At 65.3% G+C, this 23,068-nt stretch carries 17 protein-coding genes; 16 read left to right on the plus strand and 1 reads right to left on the minus strand.

All coding sequences use genetic code 11. From position 1 onward, the window contains the following. The first annotated feature begins 28 nt into the window (after nt 1-28). From mraY to ligA, 16 genes are all read left to right on the plus strand, one after another. Entirely contained in the window at nt 29-1,132 is a 1,104-nt protein-coding gene (gene mraY, locus JQ566_RS23295) for a phospho-N-acetylmuramoyl-pentapeptide-transferase (RefSeq protein WP_212376101.1), read from the plus strand. A gap of 10 nt (nt 1,133-1,142) precedes the next feature. After that, on the plus strand, nt 1,143-2,540 hold the full coding sequence (murD, locus tag JQ566_RS23300; protein WP_212376104.1) for a UDP-N-acetylmuramoyl-L-alanine--D-glutamate ligase: 1,398 nt from the start codon (nt 1,143-1,145) through the stop codon (nt 2,538-2,540). 96 nt (nt 2,541-2,636) lie between these two features. Further along, nucleotides 2,637-2,948, plus strand: a complete 312-nt coding sequence (locus JQ566_RS23305) for a hypothetical protein (RefSeq protein WP_212376107.1) — start codon at nt 2,637-2,639, stop codon at nt 2,946-2,948. A 236-nt stretch (nt 2,949-3,184) separates the two neighbouring features. Continuing rightward, entirely contained in the window at nt 3,185-4,336 is a 1,152-nt protein-coding gene (gene ftsW / locus JQ566_RS23310) for a putative lipid II flippase FtsW (protein WP_212376110.1), read from the plus strand. Nucleotides 4,337-4,524: 188 nt separating this feature from the next. Next, the gene (gene murG, locus JQ566_RS23315; protein ID WP_212376114.1) at nt 4,525-5,625 is read left to right on the plus strand and encodes an undecaprenyldiphospho-muramoylpentapeptide beta-N-acetylglucosaminyltransferase; all 1,101 of its coding nucleotides are present in this window, start codon (nt 4,525-4,527) and stop codon (nt 5,623-5,625) included. 105 nt (nt 5,626-5,730) lie between these two features. Next, nucleotides 5,731-6,561, plus strand: coding sequence for a class I SAM-dependent methyltransferase (locus tag JQ566_RS23320; RefSeq protein WP_212376119.1), 831 nt, complete (start codon nt 5,731-5,733; stop codon nt 6,559-6,561). A 218-nt stretch (nt 6,562-6,779) separates the two neighbouring features. Continuing rightward, the gene (gene murC, locus JQ566_RS23325) at nt 6,780-8,183 is read left to right on the plus strand and encodes a UDP-N-acetylmuramate--L-alanine ligase (RefSeq protein ID WP_212376123.1); all 1,404 of its coding nucleotides are present in this window, start codon (nt 6,780-6,782) and stop codon (nt 8,181-8,183) included. A 4-nt stretch (nt 8,184-8,187) separates the two neighbouring features. After that, nucleotides 8,188-9,105: a UDP-N-acetylmuramate dehydrogenase gene (murB, locus tag JQ566_RS23330; protein WP_212376126.1), complete on the plus strand. Its 918-nt coding sequence runs from the start codon at nt 8,188-8,190 to the stop codon at nt 9,103-9,105. A 146-nt stretch (nt 9,106-9,251) separates the two neighbouring features. Then, complete coding sequence (locus tag JQ566_RS23335; protein WP_212376129.1) at nt 9,252-10,238, plus strand: D-alanine--D-alanine ligase family protein; 987 nt, start codon at nt 9,252-9,254, stop codon at nt 10,236-10,238. Between the two features lie 350 nt (nt 10,239-10,588). After that, complete coding sequence (locus tag JQ566_RS23340) at nt 10,589-11,617, plus strand: cell division protein FtsQ/DivIB (protein ID WP_212376132.1); 1,029 nt, start codon at nt 10,589-10,591, stop codon at nt 11,615-11,617. Then, nucleotides 11,614-12,936 carry a cell division protein FtsA gene (ftsA, locus tag JQ566_RS23345; RefSeq protein ID WP_212376135.1) on the plus strand — a complete coding sequence of 441 codons (1,323 nt, stop codon included), beginning with the start codon at nt 11,614-11,616 and terminating at the stop codon, nt 12,934-12,936. The genes JQ566_RS23340 and ftsA overlap by 4 nt, the downstream gene beginning before the upstream one ends. Before the next feature lie 87 nt (nt 12,937-13,023). Then, nucleotides 13,024-14,805 carry a cell division protein FtsZ gene (gene ftsZ / locus JQ566_RS23350; protein WP_212376138.1) on the plus strand — a complete coding sequence of 594 codons (1,782 nt, stop codon included), beginning with the start codon at nt 13,024-13,026 and terminating at the stop codon, nt 14,803-14,805. Between the two features lie 365 nt (nt 14,806-15,170). Beyond that, nucleotides 15,171-16,133: a UDP-3-O-acyl-N-acetylglucosamine deacetylase gene (gene lpxC / locus JQ566_RS23355; protein ID WP_212376140.1), complete on the plus strand. Its 963-nt coding sequence runs from the start codon at nt 15,171-15,173 to the stop codon at nt 16,131-16,133. A 242-nt stretch (nt 16,134-16,375) separates the two neighbouring features. Next, nucleotides 16,376-17,266, plus strand: coding sequence for an outer membrane protein assembly factor BamD (locus JQ566_RS23360; protein WP_212376143.1), 891 nt, complete (start codon nt 16,376-16,378; stop codon nt 17,264-17,266). Nucleotides 17,267-17,279: 13 nt separating this feature from the next. Continuing rightward, nucleotides 17,280-18,968 (plus strand): DNA repair protein RecN, encoded by a 1,689-nt coding sequence (recN, locus tag JQ566_RS23365; RefSeq protein ID WP_212376146.1) that lies wholly within the window; start codon nt 17,280-17,282, stop codon nt 18,966-18,968. A 331-nt stretch (nt 18,969-19,299) separates the two neighbouring features. Next, on the plus strand, nt 19,300-21,450 hold the full coding sequence (ligA, locus tag JQ566_RS23370) for an NAD-dependent DNA ligase LigA (protein ID WP_434057839.1): 2,151 nt from the start codon (nt 19,300-19,302) through the stop codon (nt 21,448-21,450). Between the two features lie 243 nt (nt 21,451-21,693). On the opposite strand, the gene JQ566_RS23375 is transcribed toward ligA, so the two are convergent. Further along, the gene (locus JQ566_RS23375) at nt 21,694-22,968 is read right to left on the minus strand and encodes a multidrug effflux MFS transporter (RefSeq protein WP_212376149.1); all 1,275 of its coding nucleotides are present in this window, start codon (nt 22,966-22,968) and stop codon (nt 21,694-21,696) included. Nucleotides 22,969-23,068: the final 100 nt, after the last annotated feature.

A 23,068-nucleotide genomic window follows, 5' to 3' on the forward strand; every position in this document is an offset into this window, starting at 1 on the left:
TGCGCAAAGGCGCCATAGGACCGTCTGAATGTTTTACTGGCTGATCGAGCTCTCCAACACATTTCCGGGCTTCGGTGCGTTTCGCACCTTCCTGAACGTCTTCCGCTACATCACCTTCCGCACCGGCGGCGCCGTCGTGACCGGCGCGCTGTTCGTGTTCCTGTTCGGGCCCTGGATCATCGATCACTTACGCATCCGCCAGGGCAAGGGCCAGCCGATCCGCACCGACGGTCCGCAATCGCATCTCGCCAAGAAGGGCACGCCCACCATGGGCGGGCTGATGATCCTGTCCGGGCTCACGGTCGGCACCGTTCTGTGGGCCAATCCGCTCAACCCCTATGTCTGGATCGTGCTCGCGGTGACGCTCGGCTTCGGCTTCGTCGGCTTCTATGACGATTACCTCAAGGTGACCAAGCAGACCACGACCGGATTTGGCAGCAAGCTTCGCCTACTGATCGAGGCGGTGATTGCGCTGGTCGCCTGCTACGCGTTGGTGCGGCTGAACCGCGATCCCGCCTCGACCGCGCTGACGGTTCCGTTCCTGAAGGACACGGTGCTGCATTTCGGCTGGTTCTTCGTCATCTTCGGCGCCTTCGTCATCGTCGGCTCCGGCAACGCGGTGAACCTCACCGACGGTCTCGACGGCCTCGCCATCGTTCCCGTGATGATCGCGACCGCGAGCTTTGCGATGATCGCCTATCTCGCCGGCAACGCCGTGTTCGCCGAATATCTCCAGATCAAATATGTCGCGGGTACCGGCGAGCTCGCGGTGCTCTGCGGCGCGCTGCTGGGGGCCGGTCTCGGCTTCCTCTGGTTCAACGCGCCGCCGGCCTCGATCTTCATGGGCGACACGGGCTCGCTCGCGCTCGGCGGCATGCTGGGCGCCATCGCGGTCGCGGTGAAGCACGAGATCGTGCTCGCGGTGATCGGCGGCCTGTTCGTGTTGGAGGCGGTCTCCGTCATCGTGCAGGTGGTGTCATTCAAGCTCACCGGCAAACGCATCTTCCGCATGGCGCCGATCCATCACCATTTCGAGCAGCTCGGCTGGACCGAGCCGCAGATCGTGATCCGGTTCTGGATCATCTCGGTGATGCTGGCGCTCGCCGGCCTCTCGACGCTGAAGCTGCGCTGACGGGTACGCGATGATCCCGGTCACATCCTTCGCCGGCAAGACGGTCGCGGTGTTTGGCCTCGGCGGCTCGGGGCTCGCCTCCTGCGATGCCTTGAAGGCGGGCGGTGCCGAGGTGGTCGCCGCCGACGACAATGCCGAGAATGTCGCCAAGGCCGCGCAGGCCGGCTTCATCACCGCCGACTTGCGCAACGTCTCCTGGGCGAATTTCGCAGCGCTCGTGCTCGCGCCCGGCGTGCCGCTGACCCATCCGGTGCCGCACTGGAGCGTGCTGAAAGCGCGCGAGGCCGGCTGTGAGGTGATCGGCGACATCGAGCTGTTCTGCCGCGAGCGGCGCCGACACGCGCCGGATGCGCCGTTCGTCGCCATCACCGGCACCAACGGCAAGTCGACCACGACGGCGCTGATCGCGCATCTGACCAGGGTCGCCGGCTACGACACCCAGATGGGCGGCAATATCGGCACAGCGATCCTGTCGCTGGAGCCGCCGCGCATGGGCCGCGTTCACGTCATCGAGATGTCGTCCTACCAGATCGACCTCACGCCATCGCTCGATCCCTCCGTCGGCATTTTGCTGAATGTCAGCGAGGACCATATCGACCGCCACGGCACCATCGGGCACTACGCCGCGGTGAAGGAGCGCCTCGTTGCCGGTGTGCAGGCCGGCGGCACTGCGATTGTCGGCGTCGATGACGGCTATTGCCGCGACATCGCCGACCGGCTCGACCGTGCCGGCAAGAACGCGGTGCGCATCTCCGTCAAGAACCCGCTCGCGTCAGGCATTTATGTCGAGCACGGCACCATCGTGCGCGCCTCCGGCGGCGCCCGCAGCGAGGTCGCCGCGCTCGGCGGCATCGGGTCGCTGCGCGGCTTGCACAATGCGCAGAACGCAGCCTGCGCGGCCGCCGCCGCGCTCGCGATGGGCATCAGCCAGGACGTGCTGCAGAACGGCCTGCGCAGCTTTCCGGGCCTCGCGCATCGCATGGAGCAGGTCGGCCGGCGCGGCAACGTGCTGTTCGTCAACGATTCCAAGGGCACCAATGCGGACGCCACGGCGCATGCGCTGTCGTCGTTCGCAGATATCTACTGGATTGCCGGCGGCAAGCCGAAGGCGGGTGGCATCACAAGCCTGACCGGCTATTTCCCGCGCATCCGAAAAGCCTATCTGATCGGCGAGGCCGCGCAGGAGTTTTCTGGGACGCTGGGGCAAGTGCCGCACGAGATCAGCCAGACGCTGGACGTCGCCGTCGAGCACGCCGCGCGCGATGCGGAAGCCTCGGGCCTCACCGACGCCGTCGTGCTGCTGTCGCCGGCCTGCGCATCGTTCGACCAGTACCGCAATTTCGAAATCCGCGGCGCGAAGTTCCGCGAACTGGTGCAGGCGCTGCCGGGTGTGAAGCCGGTGGTGTGAGTTATGTCGCGGCGACGCTGGATCGGAATTGTCGTCGCTGCTCTTGCTGTTCCAGTCGCCGCGGGTTTTGGCTTCGTTGTTGTCGTCGACAATCTCATGAGTGGCTTCGGTGCGTGCCGCGTCGTTAGCCAGCGCGCATTCGCCTCGCCTAGCGGCAGCAAGCTGGTTGTCGTGGTCTGGAAATCATGCGGTGCGACGGTGCCCGACAGCACGCAGGCCAGCATCGTGGCGCGCGGCCGGACGTTCTCGCCTGAGAGCACGCCGACCTTTTTCAGCGTGCGCGGGCGCCTTGACGTTGTCGTCGCCTGGAGCAGCGAGCGCGCGGTCAGGATCGGGTTCATTCCCGGGCCAGATCAGATCTACAAGCGCGATCAGCGCGCGGGGGACGTTGCGATCAACTACGAATAGGGCTCTCGTGTCCCGGACGCGGTGCGGCACGAAGTGACGCTCCGCAGAGCCGGGACCCAGGCCGCTACACGATACACTGCCGCGATATGGGCCCCGGCTCTGCAGCGCCGCGAAGAGGCGGCGCGCTGCGCTGCGTCCGGGGCACGAGACTGTTCACAACTTCATCTACTTCATTAACCCCCCGGTAACCAACCTCGGCGACCAATGGACGGACCTCTGTCCGAAAGCGGCCGCCCATGCTCTCCCGTGAAGAACGCACCCCCTTTTCCGAGTGGTGGTGGACCGTCGACAAGCCGCTGATGGGCGCCATCCTGGCCTTGATGCTGACCGGCGTGATCCTGTCGCTGGCCGCGAGCCCGCCGGTTGCGACCCGCATCGGGCTTGATCCCTTCCATTTCTTCGGCCGCCACGTGCTGTTCCTGGTGCCGTCCTGCATCGTGCTGATCGGGGTGTCCTTCCTGTCGCCGCGCGCAATCCGCCGCTCGGCGCTGATCATCTTCACCATCAGCATCATCCTGATCGTGGTGACGCTCGCGATCGGCCCCGAGGTGAAGGGTTCGCGGCGCTGGATCACGCTGCTCGGAGTCAACATCCAGGCCTCCGAGATCGCCAAGCCGTCCTTCGTCGTCATCGCCGCCTGGCTGTTCGCGGAATCGACCAAGCGGCCGGAGATGCCGGCGACTTCGATGGCGCTGGTGCTGCTCATGATGCTGGTCGCTCTGCTGGTGATGGAGCCGGATTTCGGCCAGACCATGCTGATCCTGATGGTGTGGGGCTCGCTGTTCTTCATCGCAGGCATGCGCATGATCTGGGTGTTCGGCCTGGCCGGTGCGGCCGCTGCCGGCCTGTTCAGCGCCTATCTGTTCGTCCCGCACGTGGCGGGGCGCATCAAGCGCTTCATGAACCCGGCCTCGGGCGACACCTTCCAGGTCGATACCGCCATGGAGGCCTTCTACAACGGCGGCTGGCTCGGGCTCGGTCCGGGCGAGGGCATCGCAAAACGCAGCCTGCCGGACAGCCACACCGACTTCGTGTTCGCGGTCGCCGCCGAAGAGTTCGGCATCATCCTGTGCCTTGCCATGCTGGCGCTGTTCGCTTTCGTCGTCATCCGCACGCTGTCGCGTGCCTATGCCAATGAGGACATGTTCTCGCGCTTCGCGGCCTCTGGGCTCGCGATCCTGTTCGGCGTGCAGGCAGCGATCAACATGTCGGTGAACCTGCAGCTCATCCCCGCCAAGGGCATGACGCTGCCGTTCGTCTCCTATGGCGGGTCCTCGATCGTGTCGCTGGCCTATGGCGTCGGCATGATGCTGGCCCTGACGCGGCTGCGCCCGCGCACCGAGGTCGAAGCGAGCGGTCACGCCGAAGCGATGCGGAGTTATGCCTAACAGGGATCGTGTCCCGGACCAGCGCAGCGAAGCGGAGCGCAGAGCCGGGACCCAGAAATGCGGCAGCCATGGGCCCCGGTTCAGCAGCGCACCACGCCGCAAGATGCGGCGTGCTGCGCTGCGCCCGGGGCACGTGCACCGTGTAGCCGGCTCGCAATGACGAAAAAGTCCTTGTAAGACTATTTGCCATGGACACGTCCCCCCTGATTCTTCTCGCCGCGGGCGGCACCGGCGGCCATCTGTTCCCGGCCGAGGCGCTCGGGGTCGAATTGATCCGGCGCGGCTTTCGCGTCCGTCTCGTCACCGACGAGCGCGCGCTGCGCTATAGCGGGCTGTTCAGCAAGGACATGATCGACGTCGTCAGAAGCGAGACCGCGCGCGGCCGCAATCCGTTTCAGCTTGCCTATGCCGGCCTCACGCTCGCCGCCGGCACGCTGTCGGCCTACGCGCTGATCAAGCGGTTGAGGCCCGTCGCCGTCGTCGGCTTCGGCGGCTATCCGACGCTGCCGCCGCTGGTCGCGGCGAAATTCGCCGGCGTGCCCAGCATCATCCACGACGCCAACGCCGTGCTCGGCCGTGCCAACCGGTTCCTGTCGAGCCGCGTGCGCGCCATCGCGACGTCCTTGCCCGGCGTGCTCGATCGCGATCCGGCGCTGGCAGGCAAGACCACGACCGTCGGCACGCCGATGCGTCCGGCGATCCTCGCAGCCGCTGCGGTGAAATATGCTGCGCCCGAGGTGAACGGCCCGCTGCGCCTGCTCGTCGTCGGCGGCAGCCAGGGCGCGCGCATCATGGCCGATATCGTGCCGGGCGCGATCGAGCGGCTCGAGCCTGCGCTGTGGAGCCGTCTCATCCTCACCCAGCAGGTGCGCGAAGAGGACATGAGCCGCGTGCGCGCGGTCTACGACAAGCTCAAGATCAAGTTCGAGCTCGCGCCGTTCTTCACGGATCTGCCGGCGCGGCTCGCCTCCAACCATCTCGTGGTGTCGCGCTCCGGCGCCGGCACCGTCGCCGAGCTCGCGGCGATCGGCCGGCCCTCCATCCTGGTGCCGCTGCCCGGCTCGATCGACCAGGACCAGTTCGCCAATGCCGGCGTGCTGGCCAAGGTCGACGGCGCGATCCGCATCCCGCAGACCGAGTTCACCTCCGATCGTCTCGCCGCCGAAATCTCCGGTCTGGCCGCCGAGCCCGCGCGCCTCGCCGCCATGGCCGCGGCTGCGAAGGGGGCAGGGCGGCTTGACGCGGCCGAGAGGCTCGCGGACCTCGTGGTGAAAACCGCCGGAATTTAGCGTCCGCGCCGTACAAGATTGCGGACGGCTCTTTCGGCTCGATGGTCGCGCGCGGCCGGGCCGATCGCGCCTGTTTACTCCCTTGACAAGGCGGAGGATTTGCCCGTGGCAGGCCTGCTGATTCATTCCCTCTCGGAGTTCTCCGACCTTATCCTCGAGGCGCTCGCGCTGGCGGATGCACGAGAGATCGTCGAGATCGGCTCGGAATACGGCGGCATGTCGCCTTTCCTTGCCGCGCATTGTCGTGGGCGCGGCGGACGACTCACCGCCATCGATCCCGCGCCGAAGCGCGAATTCATGGAGTGGCTGAAGACCAGCCCGGACGTTCGCCATCTCGCAAAAACGAGCCTGGAGGCGTTCGCCGATGTCGACGAGGCCGATGCCTGGGTCGTCGATGGCGATCACAACTGGTACACGGTCTACAACGAGCTCGGCCACATCGATGCGATCAGCCGTCGCGCCGGCAAGCCGCTTCTGGTCTTTGTGCACGACATCGGCTGGCCGTGTGGTCGGCGCGATTTCTACTATGCGCCCCAGCGAATTCCACCCGAGTATCGCCATGCCTACAGCTTTGACGCCGGTGCGGTTCCCGGTCAGGCAGCCCTGGTCGATGGGCGAGGCTTTCGCGGCATGGGCCAGTTCGCGTTTGCCGAGGTCTCCGGCGGTGCGCGCAACGGCGTGATGACGGCGATCGACGACTTTCTGGCCGACGCGCTCAGGGGCGGCCGCGAGATCGGCTTTGCCGAGATCCCGGCCGTATTCGGGCTCGGCGTGATCTTCGATCTGGACGCGCCCTGGAGCGCGCCGCTCGCCGATCTCTTGTTGCCGTATCATCAGAACAAGCTCCTTGGCGCACTCGAGGCCAATCGCCTGCGCAACTATCTTCGCGTGCTCGATCTCCAGGATGAGGCGGCCGCGCGAACCGGCTCCCTCTGACCGCAGCGGCGACATGGTCCCCGTGATCCGAGTGCGAGCCTCGCGATCCGCGAAACGGGCCAAAATGGGGCATCCAACCGGGAAATTACCTCGTTTGGAGGCCGTACCGGGCTTGTCCCGATCCGTCCGGTCTTGCATGAAGTGGAGGAGATTCGCCGCTGGCCGGCCACGACGGGGGTAATGCCGCGGCCGCAGCCGGACTAGACAGAGATACAGCCATGAGACTGCCGCGCGAGATCGGACCCATCCACTTCGTCGGGATCGGCGGGATCGGCATGAGCGGCATCGCCGAGGTGCTGGTCAATCTCGGCTATGCCGTGCAGGGCTCGGACGCCGCCGATAATTACAATCTCGACCGTCTGCGCAAGAAGGGCGCGAAAGTCTCGGTCGGCCACAAGGCCGAGAATATCGACGGCGCCGAGGTCGTGGTCGTGTCCTCCGCGATCAAGCGCGACAATCCGGAATTGATGGCGGCGCGCGAGAAACGCATTCCCGTGGTGCGCCGCGCCGAGATGCTGGCCGAGCTGATGCGCCTGAAGAGCTGCGTCGCCATCGCCGGCACGCACGGCAAGACCACGACGACGACGATGGTCGCAACGCTGCTCGATGCCGGCGGGCTCGATCCGACCGTGATCAACGGCGGCATCATCAACGCCTATGGCTCGAACGCGCGTCTCGGCGCCGGCGACTGGATGGTGGTGGAGGCCGACGAGAGCGACGGGACGTTCCTGAAGCTGCCGACCGACGTCGCGATCGTCACCAATGTCGACCCCGAGCATCTCGACCACTTCAAGACCTTCGAGGCCGTGCAGGACGCGTTCCGTCACTTCGTCGAGAATCTGCCGTTCTACGGCTTTGCCGTGATGTGCATCGATCATCCCGTGGTGCAGAGCCTCGTCGGCAGGATCGAGGACCGCCGCATCATCACTTACGGCGAGAATCCGCAGGCCGATGCGCGCCTGGTCGATCTCACCGCGGGCGGTGGCGGCTCGAAGTTCAAGGTCGTGATCCGCGACCGCAAGACGGGCACCACGCATGAGATCGCCGACCTCGCGCTGCCGATGCCGGGCCGGCACAACGCCTCCAATGCGACGGCCGCAATTGCGGTCGCGCACGCGCTCGGCGTTTCCGACGACAAGATTCGCAGTGCCATCGCAGGCTTCGGCGGCGTCAAGCGCCGCTTCACCAAGACCGGCGAATGGAACGGCGTCACCGTGATCGACGATTACGGCCATCACCCCGTTGAGATCGCGGCGGTGCTGAAAGCGGCGCGCGATTCCTACACCGGCAAGGTGATCGCCGTGGTGCAGCCGCATCGCTACACCCGCCTGCAATCGCTGTTCGAGGAATTCTGCACCTGCTTCAACGATGCGGATGCGGTTGTTGTCGCCGACGTCTATGCAGCGGGCGAAGCGCCGATCGAAGGCATCGACCGCGATCATTTCGTCGCCGGCCTGCGCGCCCACGGTCACCGCGAGGTGATCCCGCTGCCGGCCGCCACGGAGCTCGCCGGCATCGTCAAGGGATTGGCGAAACCAGGCGATCTCGTCGTGTGCCTGGGGGCCGGCAACATCACGCAATGGGCGTATGCGCTGCCTGGCGAATTGAAGGCGCTGGGGTGAGGTGGTGAGCTTCCCCGACATCACCCCCGCTCTCAAAGCCGCGATGCCGGAGCTGCGCGGCCGGCTGCTGGCGAACCAGTCGCTGGCCGAGCTCACCTGGTTTCGCGTCGGCGGTCCGGCGCAGGTGCTGTTCACGCCGGCGGACGAGGACGATCTCGCTTACTTCCTCGCGCATCTTGCCGCCGACATTCCCGTCTATGTCATCGGCGTCGGCTCCAACCTCATCGTGCGCGACGGCGGCATTGCCGGCGTGGTGATCCGCCTTGCGCCGCGCACCTTCGGCGAGGCCACCGCGAGTGGCGACATCGTCACCGCAGGCACGGCTGCGCTCGACAAGCGCGTGGCGGAAGTGGCGGCATCCGCCAATATCGGCGGGCTCGAATTCTACTTCGGCATTCCCGGCACCATCGGCGGCGCGCTGCGCATGAATGCCGGCGCCAATGGCGGCGAGACCAAGGACGTGCTGATCGAGGCGAGGGGCGTCGGGCGCGACGGCACCAAGCATGTCTTCTCCAACGCCGACATGAAATTCGTTTACCGCAACAGCGGCGTCGATCCCTCCATCATCTTCACCTCCGCGCGGTTTCGCGGCGAGATCAGCGATGCGGAGGCGATCCGCGCACGCATGGCGGAGGTGCAAACGCATCGCGAGACCGCGCAGCCGATCCGCGAGAAGACCGGCGGCTCGACCTTCAAGAACCCGCCGGGCCACTCCGCCTGGAAGCTGGTCGATGCCGCCGGCTGCCGCGGCCTGCGCGTCGGCGGCGCGCAGGTCTCGGAGATGCACTGCAACTTCCTGATCAACACGGGCGATGCCACCGCGCGCGACATCGAGACGCTGGGCGAGACCGTGCGCGAACGGGTGAAGGCGAATTCCGGAATTGAGCTACACTGGGAAATCAAGCGGATCGGGGTTTCATGACCACCGTCATTCCGGGGCTCGCGAAGCGAGAGCTACGATGCGCAATTGCGCATCGGAGAATCCATAACCACGATCGGGAGTATGGATTCCGGGCCTGCGCCTTACGGCGCATCCCGGAATGACGAAGCAGATAGGTAATTGAGAACATGCGCATCACCATCCTCTTCGGCGGCTCCAATCGCGAGCGTCTGGTTTCGGTCGCCTCGGCCCAGGCGTTGCATCAGGCGTTGCCCGAGGCCGATCTGTGGTGGTGGGACGTCGAGGACAGGGTGCACGTCGTGCAGTCGAAGCAACTGCTCGAACATGCCCGCCCGTTCGAGGACGAGTTCAAGCCGGGCACATCGGGCATTCCGCTCGCACAGGCGCTCGACCAGGCCAGGGCGGAAGACCGCGTGCTGGTGCTCGGCCTGCATGGCGGGCGGGCCGAGAACGGCGAATTGCAGGTGATGTGCGAGGCGCGCGGCGTGCCGTTCACAGGCTCGGGCTCGGCGTCCTCGCATCTCGCCTTCGACAAGATCGCGGCCAAGCGCTTCGCCGCGCTCGGCGGCGTGACGCCGCCGGCGAGCGTTGCGCTTGGTGACATCGAGGAGGCCTTCGCCGAATACGGCCGGCTGATCGCAAAGCCTGCGCGCGACGGGTCGAGCTACGGCCTGATCTTCGTCAACGCCAAGCAGGACCTCGTCGCCGTCCGCAACGCGGCGAAGCACGAAGAATACGTGATCGAGCCCTACATCGCCGGCGTCGAGGCGACCTGCGGCGTGCTGGAGCGCGCCGATGGCTCGATCATCGCGCTGCCGCCGATCGAGATCATTCCAGGCGAGGGCAATTTCGATTACGCCGCGAAATATCTGTTGAAGTCGACCCAGGAGATCTGCCCCGGCCGCTTCGCCCCCGAGATCACCGCCGCGCTGAAGACGCAGGCGATGCTGGCGCACCGGGCGATGTCCTGCACCGGCTATTCCCGATCGGATTTCATCGTCTCGGAAAGGGGCCTCGTCTATCTCGAGACCAACACGCTGCCCGGGCTGACCAAGTCCTCGCTCTACCCCAAGGCGCTGAAGGCCGAGGGCATCGCGTTCGTCGATTTCCTGCACGGGCTGGTCGAGCTCGCCGGGCGGGGCGTGCGGAAATAATTAGGACTGGTTAACGGCCGGGCGGGCGAAACGGCCCGTTTTGGGGCCCAAATCCGGTAAAATGCCGGACATCGCGGCATAAATGCCTCACAGGGCTGGGCAAAAAGCGTCCCGCGTTAACGAACTTTACCTTTTGTTTACCAGGACATCCGAAGGTTAACGCTGGCGGCGCATATGGCGCTTTGGCTGCCGGCGCGTGAGCTGTGGCGGGTGATGTCACCTGCAGCGAACGCTTTGAAGGGGAGAGGTTTTCTTCTGCTGAAGACCAGCACCCGGCCCGGCACGTCCGAGACGTCATGTTCGCCAGGATCCGCGCGATGTCGCGGGCAAACTGTTGACGAGCTCGTGCAATGGATGGAGCAGGAAGCCTCACCCGATCGCTTTTCAGATCGCTGAGGCCCCAAGCTGACCTGAAGGCGGCCGCTATCGGAGCGGTCGTGCTTTTGCGCGAGTGGATGCAGGACAGGCACGCCGAGGCGCGCGCCGCCGCCAAGGACAAGGCCAAAGCCAAAGTCAAAGCCCGGGCCGTCGTCGAGCGCGAGCCGCCGCCGCGCGCGGTCGCGCTGGTCGAGCGCTATCTGCCGCGCCGGGTCGGCCTCGGCATGACCGTGCTGCTCTTGATCGGCAGCTGCGGCTTCGGCATCGTCAAGGGCGGCCATCTGCAGGATTTCATCACTGCGGTCAGCGATGCCCGCAATGCGCTGGCCAATTCCGCCGGCTTCCGCATCACCTCCGTCGTGATCAACGGCCGCAAGCAGCTGACCCAGGACGAGATCCTTGCGATCGGCGGCGTCAGCGGCCGCTCCTCGCTGCTGTTCCTCGACGCCGACGCGGTGCGCGACAAGCTCAAGGCCAACCCCTGGATTGCGGATGCGACCGTGCTGAAGCTCTATCCGGGCCAGCTCATGATCGAGCTCACCGAGCGCAAGGCGTTCGCGCTGTGGCAGGAGGCCGGCCGTCTCTCCGTCATCGCCGACGACGGCGCTGTGCTCGAGCCCTATGTCTCGCGCCGCTTCCTGACGCTGCCGCTGGTGGTCGGCAAGGGCGCCGAGACGCAGGCGCGCGATTTCCTGGCGCTCCTGGCGCGCTATCCGCAGGTCAATTCGATCACCAAAGCCGCGATCTTCGTCGGCGAGCGGCGCTGGAACCTGAGGCTCAAGGACGGCCTCGACATCCGCCTGCCGGAGCAGGACGTCGGCAACGCGCTTGCGATGCTATCCAGGCTCGACAAGGAAGACAGGCTGTTCTCCCGCGATATCGTCGCCGTCGACATGCGCCTGCCCGATCGCCTGGTGGTGCAGCTCTCCGAGGACGCCGCCAAGGCGCGCGAGGAGCAGTTCAAGGACAAGAAGAAAAAGAAGGCCGGGGATTCCGCATGACCGGTCTCGATCGCACCCAGACGCCGAAGACGCGCCCGATGCCGCACAAGCGCGGCGGCCTCGTGGCCTGCCTCGACATCGGCACCAGCAAGATCGCCTGCATGATCGCACGGCTGAAGCCGTCGCCGCCGAGCGATGCGCTGCGCGGCCGGACCCACGCGGTGGAGCTGGTCGGCTACAGCCAGATCCAGGCGCGCGGCATGAAGGCCGGCGCCGTGATCGATCTCGGCGAATGCGAGCAGGCGGTGCGCCAGGCCGTCGGGCTTGCGGAGAAGATGGCCAAGGTGCGGGTCGAGTCGGTGCTGCTGTCGGTCTCCGGCGGCCGGCCGGCCGGTCAGCTGGTCGAGGCCGCCGCCGACATCCGCGGCGGCGCCGTGACGCCGGCCGATGTCAGCCGCGTCACCTCCACCGGCATGCGCCACGCCACCGGCGAAGGCCGCACCGTGCTGCACGCGCTGCCGGTCGGCTACACGCTCGACGGCGTCAAGGGCATCCGCGATCCCCGCGGCATGGTCGCTCACCAGTTCGGCGTCGACATGAACGTCGTCACCTGCGACGCCACCGTGGCGCGGAACCTGATGCTGGCGGTGGAGCGCTGCCACATCAATGTCGAAGCCATGGCGGCGAGCCCCTATGTCGCCGGCCTGTCGGTGCTGACCGACGACGAGGCCGATCTCGGCGCCGCCGTCGTCGAGATGGGCGCCGGCACCACCACGATCGCCGTCTATTCAGGCGGGCGTTTCGTGCATGCGGCGGGTTTTGCGGTCGGCGGGCAACATATCACGATGGATCTTGCGCGCGGACTCTCGGCGACCATTGCCGATGCCGAGCGAATCAAGACCTTATACGGCACCGTCATCACCGGCGGATCGGACTCGCGTGAGCTGATGTCTGTGCCGACAGCCGGTGACGAGCAGGATCTGCCGCAGATCGTTTCCCGCGCCACCATCGCGAACATCGTCAAGCACCGTGCCGAGGAAGTCTTCGAAATGGTTCGGGACAAGCTGAAGGATTCGCCCTTCGCCTCAGAGCCCAACGGCCGCGTCGTGCTTTCGGGCGGAGCCTCGCAGCTGACCGGTCTCGTCGAGCTCGGCACCCAGATTCTCGGCCGTCCCGTGCGGGTCGGCCGTCCGCTCGGTTTTGGCCGGCTGCCCAACGAGGCGAAGAACGCCGCGTTCGCGGTGCCGACCGGACTTCTCGTCTACCCGCAATATGTTCACCTCGAACATGTCGAACCGCGGCATACGCGGCAGCAGGTCAAGACAGGGACCGGCGGATATTTCGGAAAGGTCGGACGATGGCTACGCGAGGGCTTCTGATGACTGCTTCCCGCAATCTTCGATTTTCACCAACTCCCGCGGCCGCCGGCCGGGGCGAACCCACGCGCGCGTGATCGAGAGGCAACCATGACCATCAGCATCAATGTTCCTGATATTCACGAACTGAAGCCCCGGATCACCGTGTTCGGCGTCGGCGGCGCCGGTGGCAACGCCGTCAACAACATGATCACGGCGGGCCTGCAGGGCGTCGACTTCGTGGTCGCCAACACCGACGCGCAGGCGCTGACGATGTCGAAGGCGCAGCGCATCGTGCAGATGGGCACGGCGGTCACGCAGGGCCTCGGTGCTGGCTCGCAGCCAAACGTCGGCGCGGCGGCGGCGGAAGAGGTGATCGACGAGCTGCGCGACCATCTCTCGGGCGCCAACATGGTGTTCGTCACCGCCGGCATGGGCGGCGGCACCGGCACCGGCGCTGCGCCCGTGATCGCCAAGACCGCGCGCGACATGGGCATCCTCACCGTCGGCGTCGTGACCAAGCCGTTCCACTTCGAAGGCGGCCGCCGCATGCGCACCGCCGAAGCCGGCATCAACGAGCTGCACAAGGTCGTCGATACGCTCCTGATCATCCCGAACCAGAACCTGTTCCGGGTCGCCAACGAGAAGACCACCTTCGCCGATGCCTTCGCGATGGCCGACCAGGTGCTCTACTCGGGCGTCGCCTGCATCACCGACCTGATGGTCAAGGAAGGCCTGATCAACCTCGACTTCGCCGACGTGAGAGCGGTGATGAGGGAAATGGGCAAGGCGATGATGGGCACCGGCGAAGCCTCCGGCGACAAGCGTGCGTTGACCGCCGCGGAAGCCGCGATCGCCAACCCGCTGATCGACGACAGCTCGATGAAGGGTGCCAAGGGTCTCCTCATCTCCATCACCGGCGGCAAGGACCTCACGCTGTTCGAGGTCGACGAGGCCGCGACCCGCATCCGCGAGGAAGTCGACCAGGACGCCAACATCATCGTCGGTGCGACCTTCGACGAGGCGCTCGACGGCCTGATCCGCGTCTCGGTGGTTGCCACCGGCATCGAGCAGGCCGCGATCGCCCGCAACAGCCAGGCGACCTCCGCTCCCGTCGCGAACCCGGCGCCGCAGGTGCAGCAGGCCGCCGCACCGGCCGCCGCGGCCGAGAGCCGCCTCGCCGACCTGACCGCGCGGCTCCGTGCCGACAACCAGCGTCTGGCCGAACGCGCCCAGAAGCTGGAAGCCCAGACCCCGGCCGCTCCGGCTGCTGCCGCGCCCCGTCCGAACGTCGAGCGTGCTGCGCTCGCCGCGATCGCCGCTGCCGTTGCTGAAGCTCCGCAGCCGCCCGCGCCGCAGACCTATGGCGACGTCACCGTGCGACCGATCGCGCAGAAGCCGACCCTGTTTCCGGAGCCGGACATGACCCCGGTCGCGATGCAGGAGCCGATGACGCCTGAAAACTTCATTCCGCCGCAGGCCGAACGTCCGCCGGTCCGTGCGCCGCGGATGCCGCGCATTGAGGAGCTGCCGATGCCGGCCCAGGCTGAGATTCGTCAGGCCCGCGGCGAGGTCGAGGAAGAGACCCCGCAGAAGACCCGCCTGTCGCTGCTGCAGCGCCTCGCCAATGTCGGCCTCGGCCGTCGCGAGGAGGAAAGTGAGCCGCCGGTTGCGGCCCGTACCGCCGGTCCGGCCATGCCGCCGCTGCCTGAGCGCCGGCCGCAGAAGACCGTGGCGCAGCAGATCGCGTCCAGCGAGCCGGTATCGGAGTATGCCCGCCGTTCCGCGCCGCAGGGCCTGGACATGCATGGCCGCCCTGCACCTGTTGCTCCGGCGCCACAGGGCGACGACCATCTTGATATCCCGGCCTTCCTGCGGCGCCAGGCGACCTGAGGATTGTTACAATAAGGCAGACGAAAAAAAGGTCCCGGCGAGAAGCTTGCCGGGACCTTTCCTTTGCTCCCGTGCATGCCCGGATTGCGCCGCCAAGCAACTGATTTTAAATCATTAATTACACATTCGGTGCTTCAGTAAAATTACCGGTAGCGGCCTCCGACCTCGGCGCAATTTGGTTAAGCCTTGGCGCGAATACGGCAGGTTTGGGGTAACAATCGGTAAAAAAGCGTGAGTTGGCGCTGTTTGAGGCAGCAACTATGGTTTGCCGTGACTTGGGGATACGGATTCGCGGGAATGTCGGCACTGACCGGCCAGGTGGATCTCGTATAAGTCGCAGTGGGTCGTAGTGGGGCGGGTTCCTGATGAAATTTAGCCGGCAAACAACGCTTCGTGCGCAAGCCTCTGTGGCAGGCGTGGGCGTTCATTCCGGTCTTCCCGTCACTCTCACGCTTGGGCCTGCGCCTGTCGACGCGGGTTTTATTTTTGTCCGCACCGGGCTCGAGGGAAGTGACCGCGAAGTCCAGGCGACTGCCGAGCAGGTGATCGCGACCGACTTTGCCACTGTCCTCGGCGACCACGATGGCCCGCTGGTATCCACTGCCGAGCACGTGCTTGCCGCGCTCCGGGGCATGGGGGTCGACAACGCCACCATCGAGATCGATGGTCCCGAAGTCCCGATCATGGACGGCAGCGCTGCGGCCTTCGTCGCGGCAATCGACCAGGCCGGCATCGTCACCCAGCCGGCGCAGCGCCGCTTCATTCAGGTTTTGAAGCCGATCTCGGTCAAGATCGGCGAGTCCTTCGGCGAGATCAGGCCCCACGCCAGCGGGTTCCGCGTCGAGGTCGAGATCGACTTCACCAATCCCGTCATCGGCCAGCAGGCTTACGCCTTCGACCTCAACCCGGAAGGTTTCCGCCGCGAAGTCGGCCGGGCCCGGACTTTTGGCCTGATGTGCGATGTCGCGCGGCTCTGGAGCGCGGGCTATGCCCTCGGCGCCTCGTTCGACAACACCGTCGTGTTCGACGACGAGCGGCTGCTCAATACCGAGGGCCTGCGCTACGCCGATGAATGCGCCCGCCACAAGGTGCTGGATGTGATCGGTGACCTCTCGCTGGCCGGTCTGCCGCTGCTTGGCGCCTATCGCTCGGTGCGTGGCGGCCACAAGCTCAACCATGCAGTCCTGACCGCGCTGCTCGCCGACCGGACCGCCTGGCGGGTGGTCGAGGGTGAGGCGGCCCGCCGCACCACGCGTCCCGTGGGCGAAGTCGGTCGCGGCATCGTCGGTGGCCGGATCGCCGCGGCATTCGGACCGGATGTGTCCTGAAGAGACCTGTCGCCCTTGGCGTTCGGTTGGCGGCTTCCCCGGGAAACTCCTGGTAACCATGATCGGCTAGCATTGCGGCACGTTCGCCTTAATCCGGGCGAAATGCGTGCCTATCCGGTGAACGATCGTTTTTCGGATACATCGGCGTGGTCGCATGGCAGGCACCACGGTTACATTTCGCGCCCATGACGGGGTTCGTGGGCCGGCGGACACCGCATCACAGGGCGTCAGGGCTTAAACTCATGTCGGCACAGCGTATGACGCGCGGATATTTCTCGGTCTCGTCGCGAGCCCGTAGGCTGCTTCAGGCCGTCACCTTCATCATGCTCGCGCTGCCGCTCGCCGGTTGCGGCACGGGGGCGCTCTGGGACAAGTTCACCGCCAAGGACGACACCTTCGTCGAGGAGCCCGCCGACAAGATCTACAATGAGGGCCTGTACCTCATGAACGAGAAGAAGGACATGAAGGCGGCGACCAAGAAGTTCGAAGAGGTCGACCGCCAGCATCCTTATTCCGACTGGGCCCGCAAATCGCTGCTGATGTCGGCCTATGCGTCCTATCAGGGCGGCGACTATGACGGCTGCATCGGCGCCGCCACCCGCTATGTCACGCTGCATCCCGGCAGCCCGGACGCGGCCTATGCGCAATACCTGATTGCCGCCTCCCATTACGACCAGATTCCCGACATCAGCCGCGACCAAGCCCGCACCGAAAAGGCGATCGCCGCGCTGGAAGAGGTGGTGCGCAAATATCCGAACTCGGAATATGCGACCTCCGCCAAGGCCAAGATCGAGGGTGCGCGCGACCAGCTCGCCGGCAAGGAAATGAATGTCGGCCGCTACTACGCTCAGAAGCGCGACTACACGGCCGCGATCAACCGTTACAAGGCCGTCGTCACGCAGTACCAGACCACCCGCCATGTCGAGGAGGCGCTGTTCCGGCTCACCGAAGCCTATATGGCGATCGGCATCGTCGGCGAGGCGCAGACCGCGGCGGCCGTGCTTGGGCACAATTTTCCTGACAGCCGCTGGTACAAGGACGCCTATAATCTTGTAAAATCCGGCGGTCTCGAACCGAGCGAGAATCAAGGGTCCTGGATCAGCCGGACCTTCAAGAAGATGGGTCTCGGCTAGGAAATTTGGTTCCATGCTGGCGCGTCTGTCGATCCGCGACATCGTCCTGATCGAACGGCTCGATATCGAATTCGCCACCGGACTCGCGGTTTTGACCGGCGAAACCGGTGCGGGCAAATCCATCCTGCTCGATGCCTTTGCACTGGCGCTCGGCGGCCGCGGCGACGCCGGCCTCGTGCGCCACGGTGCGGAGCAGGGGCAGGTCACCGCCGTGTTCGATGTCCCGAAGAATCACCCTGCGACCAGGATTCTGGCCGAGAACGGCCTCGACGGCACGAGTGTTGAACAGTCTTGCGAGATGATTCTTCGCCGCGTGCAGCTCGCCGACGGCCGCACCCGCGCCTTCATCAACGACCAGTCGATCAGCGTGCAGACGCTGAAGGCGGTCGGCGCCGCCCTGGTCGAGATTCACGGCCAGCACGACGAGCGCGCGCTGGTCGATGCCGCCACCCACCGCCGCCTGCTCGACGCCTTTGCCGGCCTCGAAAAGGACGTCGCGGCGGTCGAAGCGCTCTGGGACGAGCGCCGCACCGCGAACACCGCGCTGGAGGAGCATCGCGCCGCCATGGAGCATGCTGCACGCGAGGCCGATTATCTGCGCCACGCCTCCGACGAGCTGAAGCAGCTTGCGCCCAAGGACGGTGAGGAGACCGCGCTGGCCTCGCGCCGCACCACCATGATGCAGGGCGAGAAGATCGCCTCGGACCTGCGCGAGGCGCAGGAGGCGGTCGGCGGCAATCATTCGCCGGTCGCCGCGCTGTCGGCGGCGGTGCGCCGGCTGGAGCGTCGGGGCGTCAACTCGCCGGCGCTGGTCGAGCCTGCGGTGAAGGCGATCGATGCCGCCATCAACGCGCTGGAGGAAGCCGATCAGCATCTCCTGGCGGCGCTGGCCGCAACCGATTTCGATCCGGCCGAGCTTGAACGCATCGAGGAGCGGCTTTTTGCTTTGCGTGCGGCGTCTCGCAAATATTCGACGCCGGTCGATGGCCTCGCCGCGCTGGCCGCCAAATATGCCGCCGATGTCGTCCTGATCGATGCCGGCGCTTCGCGGCTCAAGAAGCTGGAGCAGGCCGCAATCGAGGCAGATAGCCGCTATGCCGCCGCCGCCAAGAAGCTGTCGCTGGCGCGGCAGAAATCGGCGGAGAAGCTCAACAAGGCGGTCAATGCCGAGCTCGCGCCGCTCAAGCTCGAACGCGCCAGGTTCATGACCCAGGTCGAGACCGACGAGGCCGCGCCGGGTCCGCAAGGCTTCGATCGCGTCGAGTTCTGGGTGCAGACCAATCCGGGCACCAAGCCGGGTCCCTTGATGAAGGTCGCCTCCGGCGGCGAGCTGTCGCGCTTCCTTTTGGCGCTCAAGGTCGTGCTGTCCGACCGCGGTTCGGCGCCGACCCTGGTGTTCGACGAGATCGACACCGGCGTGGGCGGTGCGGTCGCCGACGCCATCGGCGGGCGCCTGGCGCGGCTTGCCGGCAAGGTCCAGGTGATGGCCGTGACCCACGCCCCGCAGGTCGCCGCCCGTGCCGACCTGCACCTTCTCATCTCCAAGGACGCCCTCGACAAGGGCAAGCGCGTCGCCACCCGCGTCAATGCGCTCGCCGCCGACCACCGCCGCGAGGAGATCGCGCGCATGCTCGCGGGCGCGGAGATCACGGCCGAGGCCAGGGCGGCGGCGGAACGGCTGCTCAAGGCAGCGACGGCTTAGTTGGCTAGGCCGCCAGCGTTGGCATCAAAATCCCAGCTAAGCGCGCCAAATCCACCGCCTGAGATGGAAATTGGAATGTGTGTCGTCTTTTAATTTGTGACTTCGATGCTATTTTCGCCGGATGAAGAAAAGCAAGCTATCTCAACCTGACGAAAGCCTCCTTTTTGAAGACGGTTCTGCCTTGCCAAAGGATAAGGCGACTGAGGCAGATGAGCTGGCTCATGATTTTTCAAGGTTCATCAAGCAATTCAAAAGAGAAACCCTGAAGAAGGCTTTGTCAAAGCTTCCGAGAGGGACGCTCGATAACCTGTACGTTTCATTTCATGATCAAATTGCGTCAAGTGTAACTTCGGATTCTCCGGAGAAATGGCGTAAGCAATTGTCTTCTGTGACCATTGCAGGTCTTCATAATGCCTACGAAGGTCTTCTTGCTTTCAAGGCCATCTTGGACAGTCAGTATAACACGACGCTTAAGACTGATTATCAGGATGCAGAATACGATGCTCTGAAAGCAATCGCGCAGCTTCTTCTGCTAATGCGTCCCGATTTACAGACGTCTCCTGCAACCGTTGGTGCTAGGCCATCGCGCGCCTTCGGAAAGGTGCGGCACACGGTTCCAATGCTTTCGCTTGAGAACGCCTTTTTTGAAGACGACGTTCGCGACTTCGTAGGACGCATTGTTCGATTTTTGAGACTGAATGATGACCATATAGACTTCAGTGCGGAGCCGAAGATCGACGGCTTGTCGATGTCCCTTCGCTACGAAGGCGGAGAGCTTGTCAAGGCTGCGACCCGGGGGGATGGTTTCGAAGGTGAGGATGTCACCGCAAACATTCGGACGCTCAAGGATGTCCCCGAAAAACTAAAAGGCCGGAACGTTCCGAAAGTTTGTGAGGTGCGGGGCGAGGTCTATATGACGAAGAAGGCCTTCCTGAAGCTGAACGAGCGGCAGAAGGCCGCGGGGGAAACGGTATTTGCAAATCCTCGAAATTCTGCAGCTGGCTCTCTCCGACAAAAGGACCCGTCGATTACTGCTTCGAGACCCTTGGGCTTTTTTGCATATGCTTGGGGGGCAATGAGCTTTGTGCCAGAGAGCACTCAGGTCGATATGCTGCATTGGTTCGAAGGATGTGGCTTTAAAATCAATCCACTGACAAAGCGTTGTCATTCGATCAGCGATTTGCTGAAGTTCTATCACAACATCGAAGAGCGGCGCGCTAAACTGGATTACGATATTGACGGAGTAGTCTACAAAGTAGACCGCTTAGCATGGCAAGAGCGTTTGGGTTTTGTTTCCGACGCGCCGCGCTGGGCCATCGCGCACAAATTCCCGGCCGAGCGCGCCATGACGGTGCTGCGCGACATCGAGATCCAGGTCGGCCGCACCGGCTCGTTCACGCCGGTCGGCAAGCTCGAGCCGGTCGGCGTCGGCGGCGTCATCGTGCAGAACGTGACGCTGCACAATGAGGACTACATCAAGGGTATCGGCAACAAGGGCGAGGTGCTGCGCGAGGGGCGCGACATCAGGATCGGCGACACCGTCGTGATCCAGCGCGCCGGCGACGTGATCCCGCAGGTGGTCGATGTCGTCCTCGACAAGCGGCCGAAGACCGCCAGGGAATTCCACTTCCCGAAGAAGTGCCCGTGTCCGCTGCACACCGACGTCGTGCGCGAGGAGACGGCGACGGGCGAGGAGGGCTCGCGCGCCCGCTGCACCGGCGAGTTCGCCTGTCCCTATCAGAAGATCGAGCATCTCAAGCTGTTCGTGTCGCGGCGGGCCTTCGACATCGACGGTCTTGGCGAGAAGCAGCTCCAGTACTTCTTCGACGAGGGGTGGGTGAAGGAGCCCGCCGACATCTTCACGCTGGAGAAGCGCAACGCGAAGCTCAAGCTCGAGGAGGTCGAGGGCTACGGCGTGACCTCGGTGCGCAACCTGTTCGGCGCCATCGAGAGCCGGCGCAAGATCGCGCTGGAGCGCTTCATCTATGCGCTCGGCATGCGCCATGTCGGCGAGACCACGGCGCTGGCGCTGGCGCGCGGCTACGGCTCGTGGGACGGCTTCCACGACGCCTGCCTCAAGGTCGCCAAGGGCGACGAGGAGGCAATCGCGGACATGGATGCGCTCGACCAGATCGGCGACACCGTGATCAAGAGCATCGCCGATTATTTCGGCGAGAGCCACAACCGTGGCATCGTCGAGCGGCTGACCAAGGAGGTCGAGATCGTCGATGCCGAGAAGCCGAAGAGCAATTCGGCCGTCGCCGGCAAGACGGTCGTGTTCACGGGATCGCTGGAGAAGATGACGCGGGATGAAGCCAAGGCGACAGCTGAGCGGCTCGGGGCCAAGGTGTCGGGCTCGGTGTCGAAGAAGACCGATCTCGTCGTCGCCGGCCCCGGCGCGGGCTCGAAGCTGGCGGAGGCCAACAAGCACGGCGTCAAGGTGCTGACCGAGGACGAGTGGCTGAAGCTGATCGGGGAGTGAGGGGGCACGCTGGCGCCACCCACTCCGCCGTCATCGCCCGCCTTGTGCGCAATTGCGCACTGGGGCGGGCGATCCAGTACGCCGTGGCCTCTCCATATCCCCGCAGCGTCTCCTGGATCCCCCGCCTGCCGCCTACGCTAAAGCTTCGGTGACCCTGGACCTCAACCCCGGCGAAGCCTTGGCGTAGCCGGGTCGCGGGGGATGACGCCGAACGTGTAGTGACGCCGTCGTGCATAGCGACGGCTACATCATCCCGCTCTCTTCCTCCTCCGCCTGCTCGATCAGCGCCTCGCTCACCACCACCTCCCGCCGCGGCACGACGAAGATCATCACGCAGGCGCAGAGCAGCGAGATCGCGAGGACCGCGGAGGTGAGGGGCAGCGTGGTTGCGGAGTGGCCGCCGAGATAGGCGCCGAATTGCGACATCAGCGCGCCAACGCCTTGCTGGAGGAAGCCCATCGCGCCTGAGGCGGTGCCGGCCGCCTCCGGGCGGATGCTGATCGCGCCGGCGGCGGAGTTCGCCATCACGAAGGCATTTCCGGCCATCACGATCATCTGCGTGCCGAACAGCCAGGCGGGGGCTTCATTCCAGCCGATCAAGCTCCACAGCAGGTTCGCAACACTGCCGCAGAGCTGCAGGGCGAGCCCGAACCAGATCAGCTTCTCCAGCGAGTGCCGCGGCGCAAAGCGCACGCAGAGCAGATTGCCGACGAGAAACGCAAAGCCGGTTGTCGCGAACCACGCGCCGTATTCGGCGCTGCTGCGGCCCATCTGCGTCACCACGACGTAGGGGCCCCCGCCTGCGAAGGTGAAGATGATCTGGGACGCCAACACCTGGCACATCACGTAGCCGACGAAGGCACGGTTGCGGATCAGCATGCCGACGTCGCCGCGGAAGCCGCTGCCGGCGGCGCGGGTGCGGCGCGTCTCGGGCAGCGCGAAGGCGATACCGATGGCGACGATGATCGCGGCAACGGTGATGGCGTAGAAGATCGCCCGCCAGCCGAACGCAGTCTCGATCAGGCCGCCGGTGAGCGGCGAGACCATCTGCCCGATCATCAGCGCCGCGATCACGAGGCTGATCATCGAGGCGACGCGGTCCCGCTCGTAGATGTCGCGGATGATGGCGCGGCTCACCACCATGCCGGCGGCGCCGCCCAGCGCCTGGAAGAAACGTGCGGCGATCAGCTGCGGCAGGTCTTGCGCGAAGATGCAGGCGACGCTGGCCGCCACCATCAGCGCCAAGCCTCCGAGCAGCACCGGCCGCCGTCCGAACCGGTCCGACAGCGGCCCCATGATCAGCTGCGACAGCGCGATGCCGACCATGTAGAGCGACACCGTCATCTGCGCGATCGAGATGTCGCTGCCGAAATTCGTCGCCAGCACCGGCAGCGCCGGAACCAGGATGTAGAGCGAGATCGGCGCGATCCCGGTCATCACGACCAGCAGCAGCAACACCACGCGCGATGTCGCTATGTTGCTGGCCGCTCCCGGCGGCTTGCTGATCATGCCGTGCATCGCCGAACACTAGCCGCATCGCATTGTGAGCGAATACGGCCATTTCGGCATACGGCTATGCGCAAGGCGTCAAGTCGCAGGCTTGTAGGGTAGGCAAAGA

Origin of the sequence: Bradyrhizobium sp. SZCCT0231 (assembly GCF_018130245.1) — a bacterium.
In the GTDB taxonomy this organism is placed as follows: domain Bacteria; phylum Pseudomonadota; class Alphaproteobacteria; order Rhizobiales; family Xanthobacteraceae; genus Bradyrhizobium; species Bradyrhizobium japonicum_F.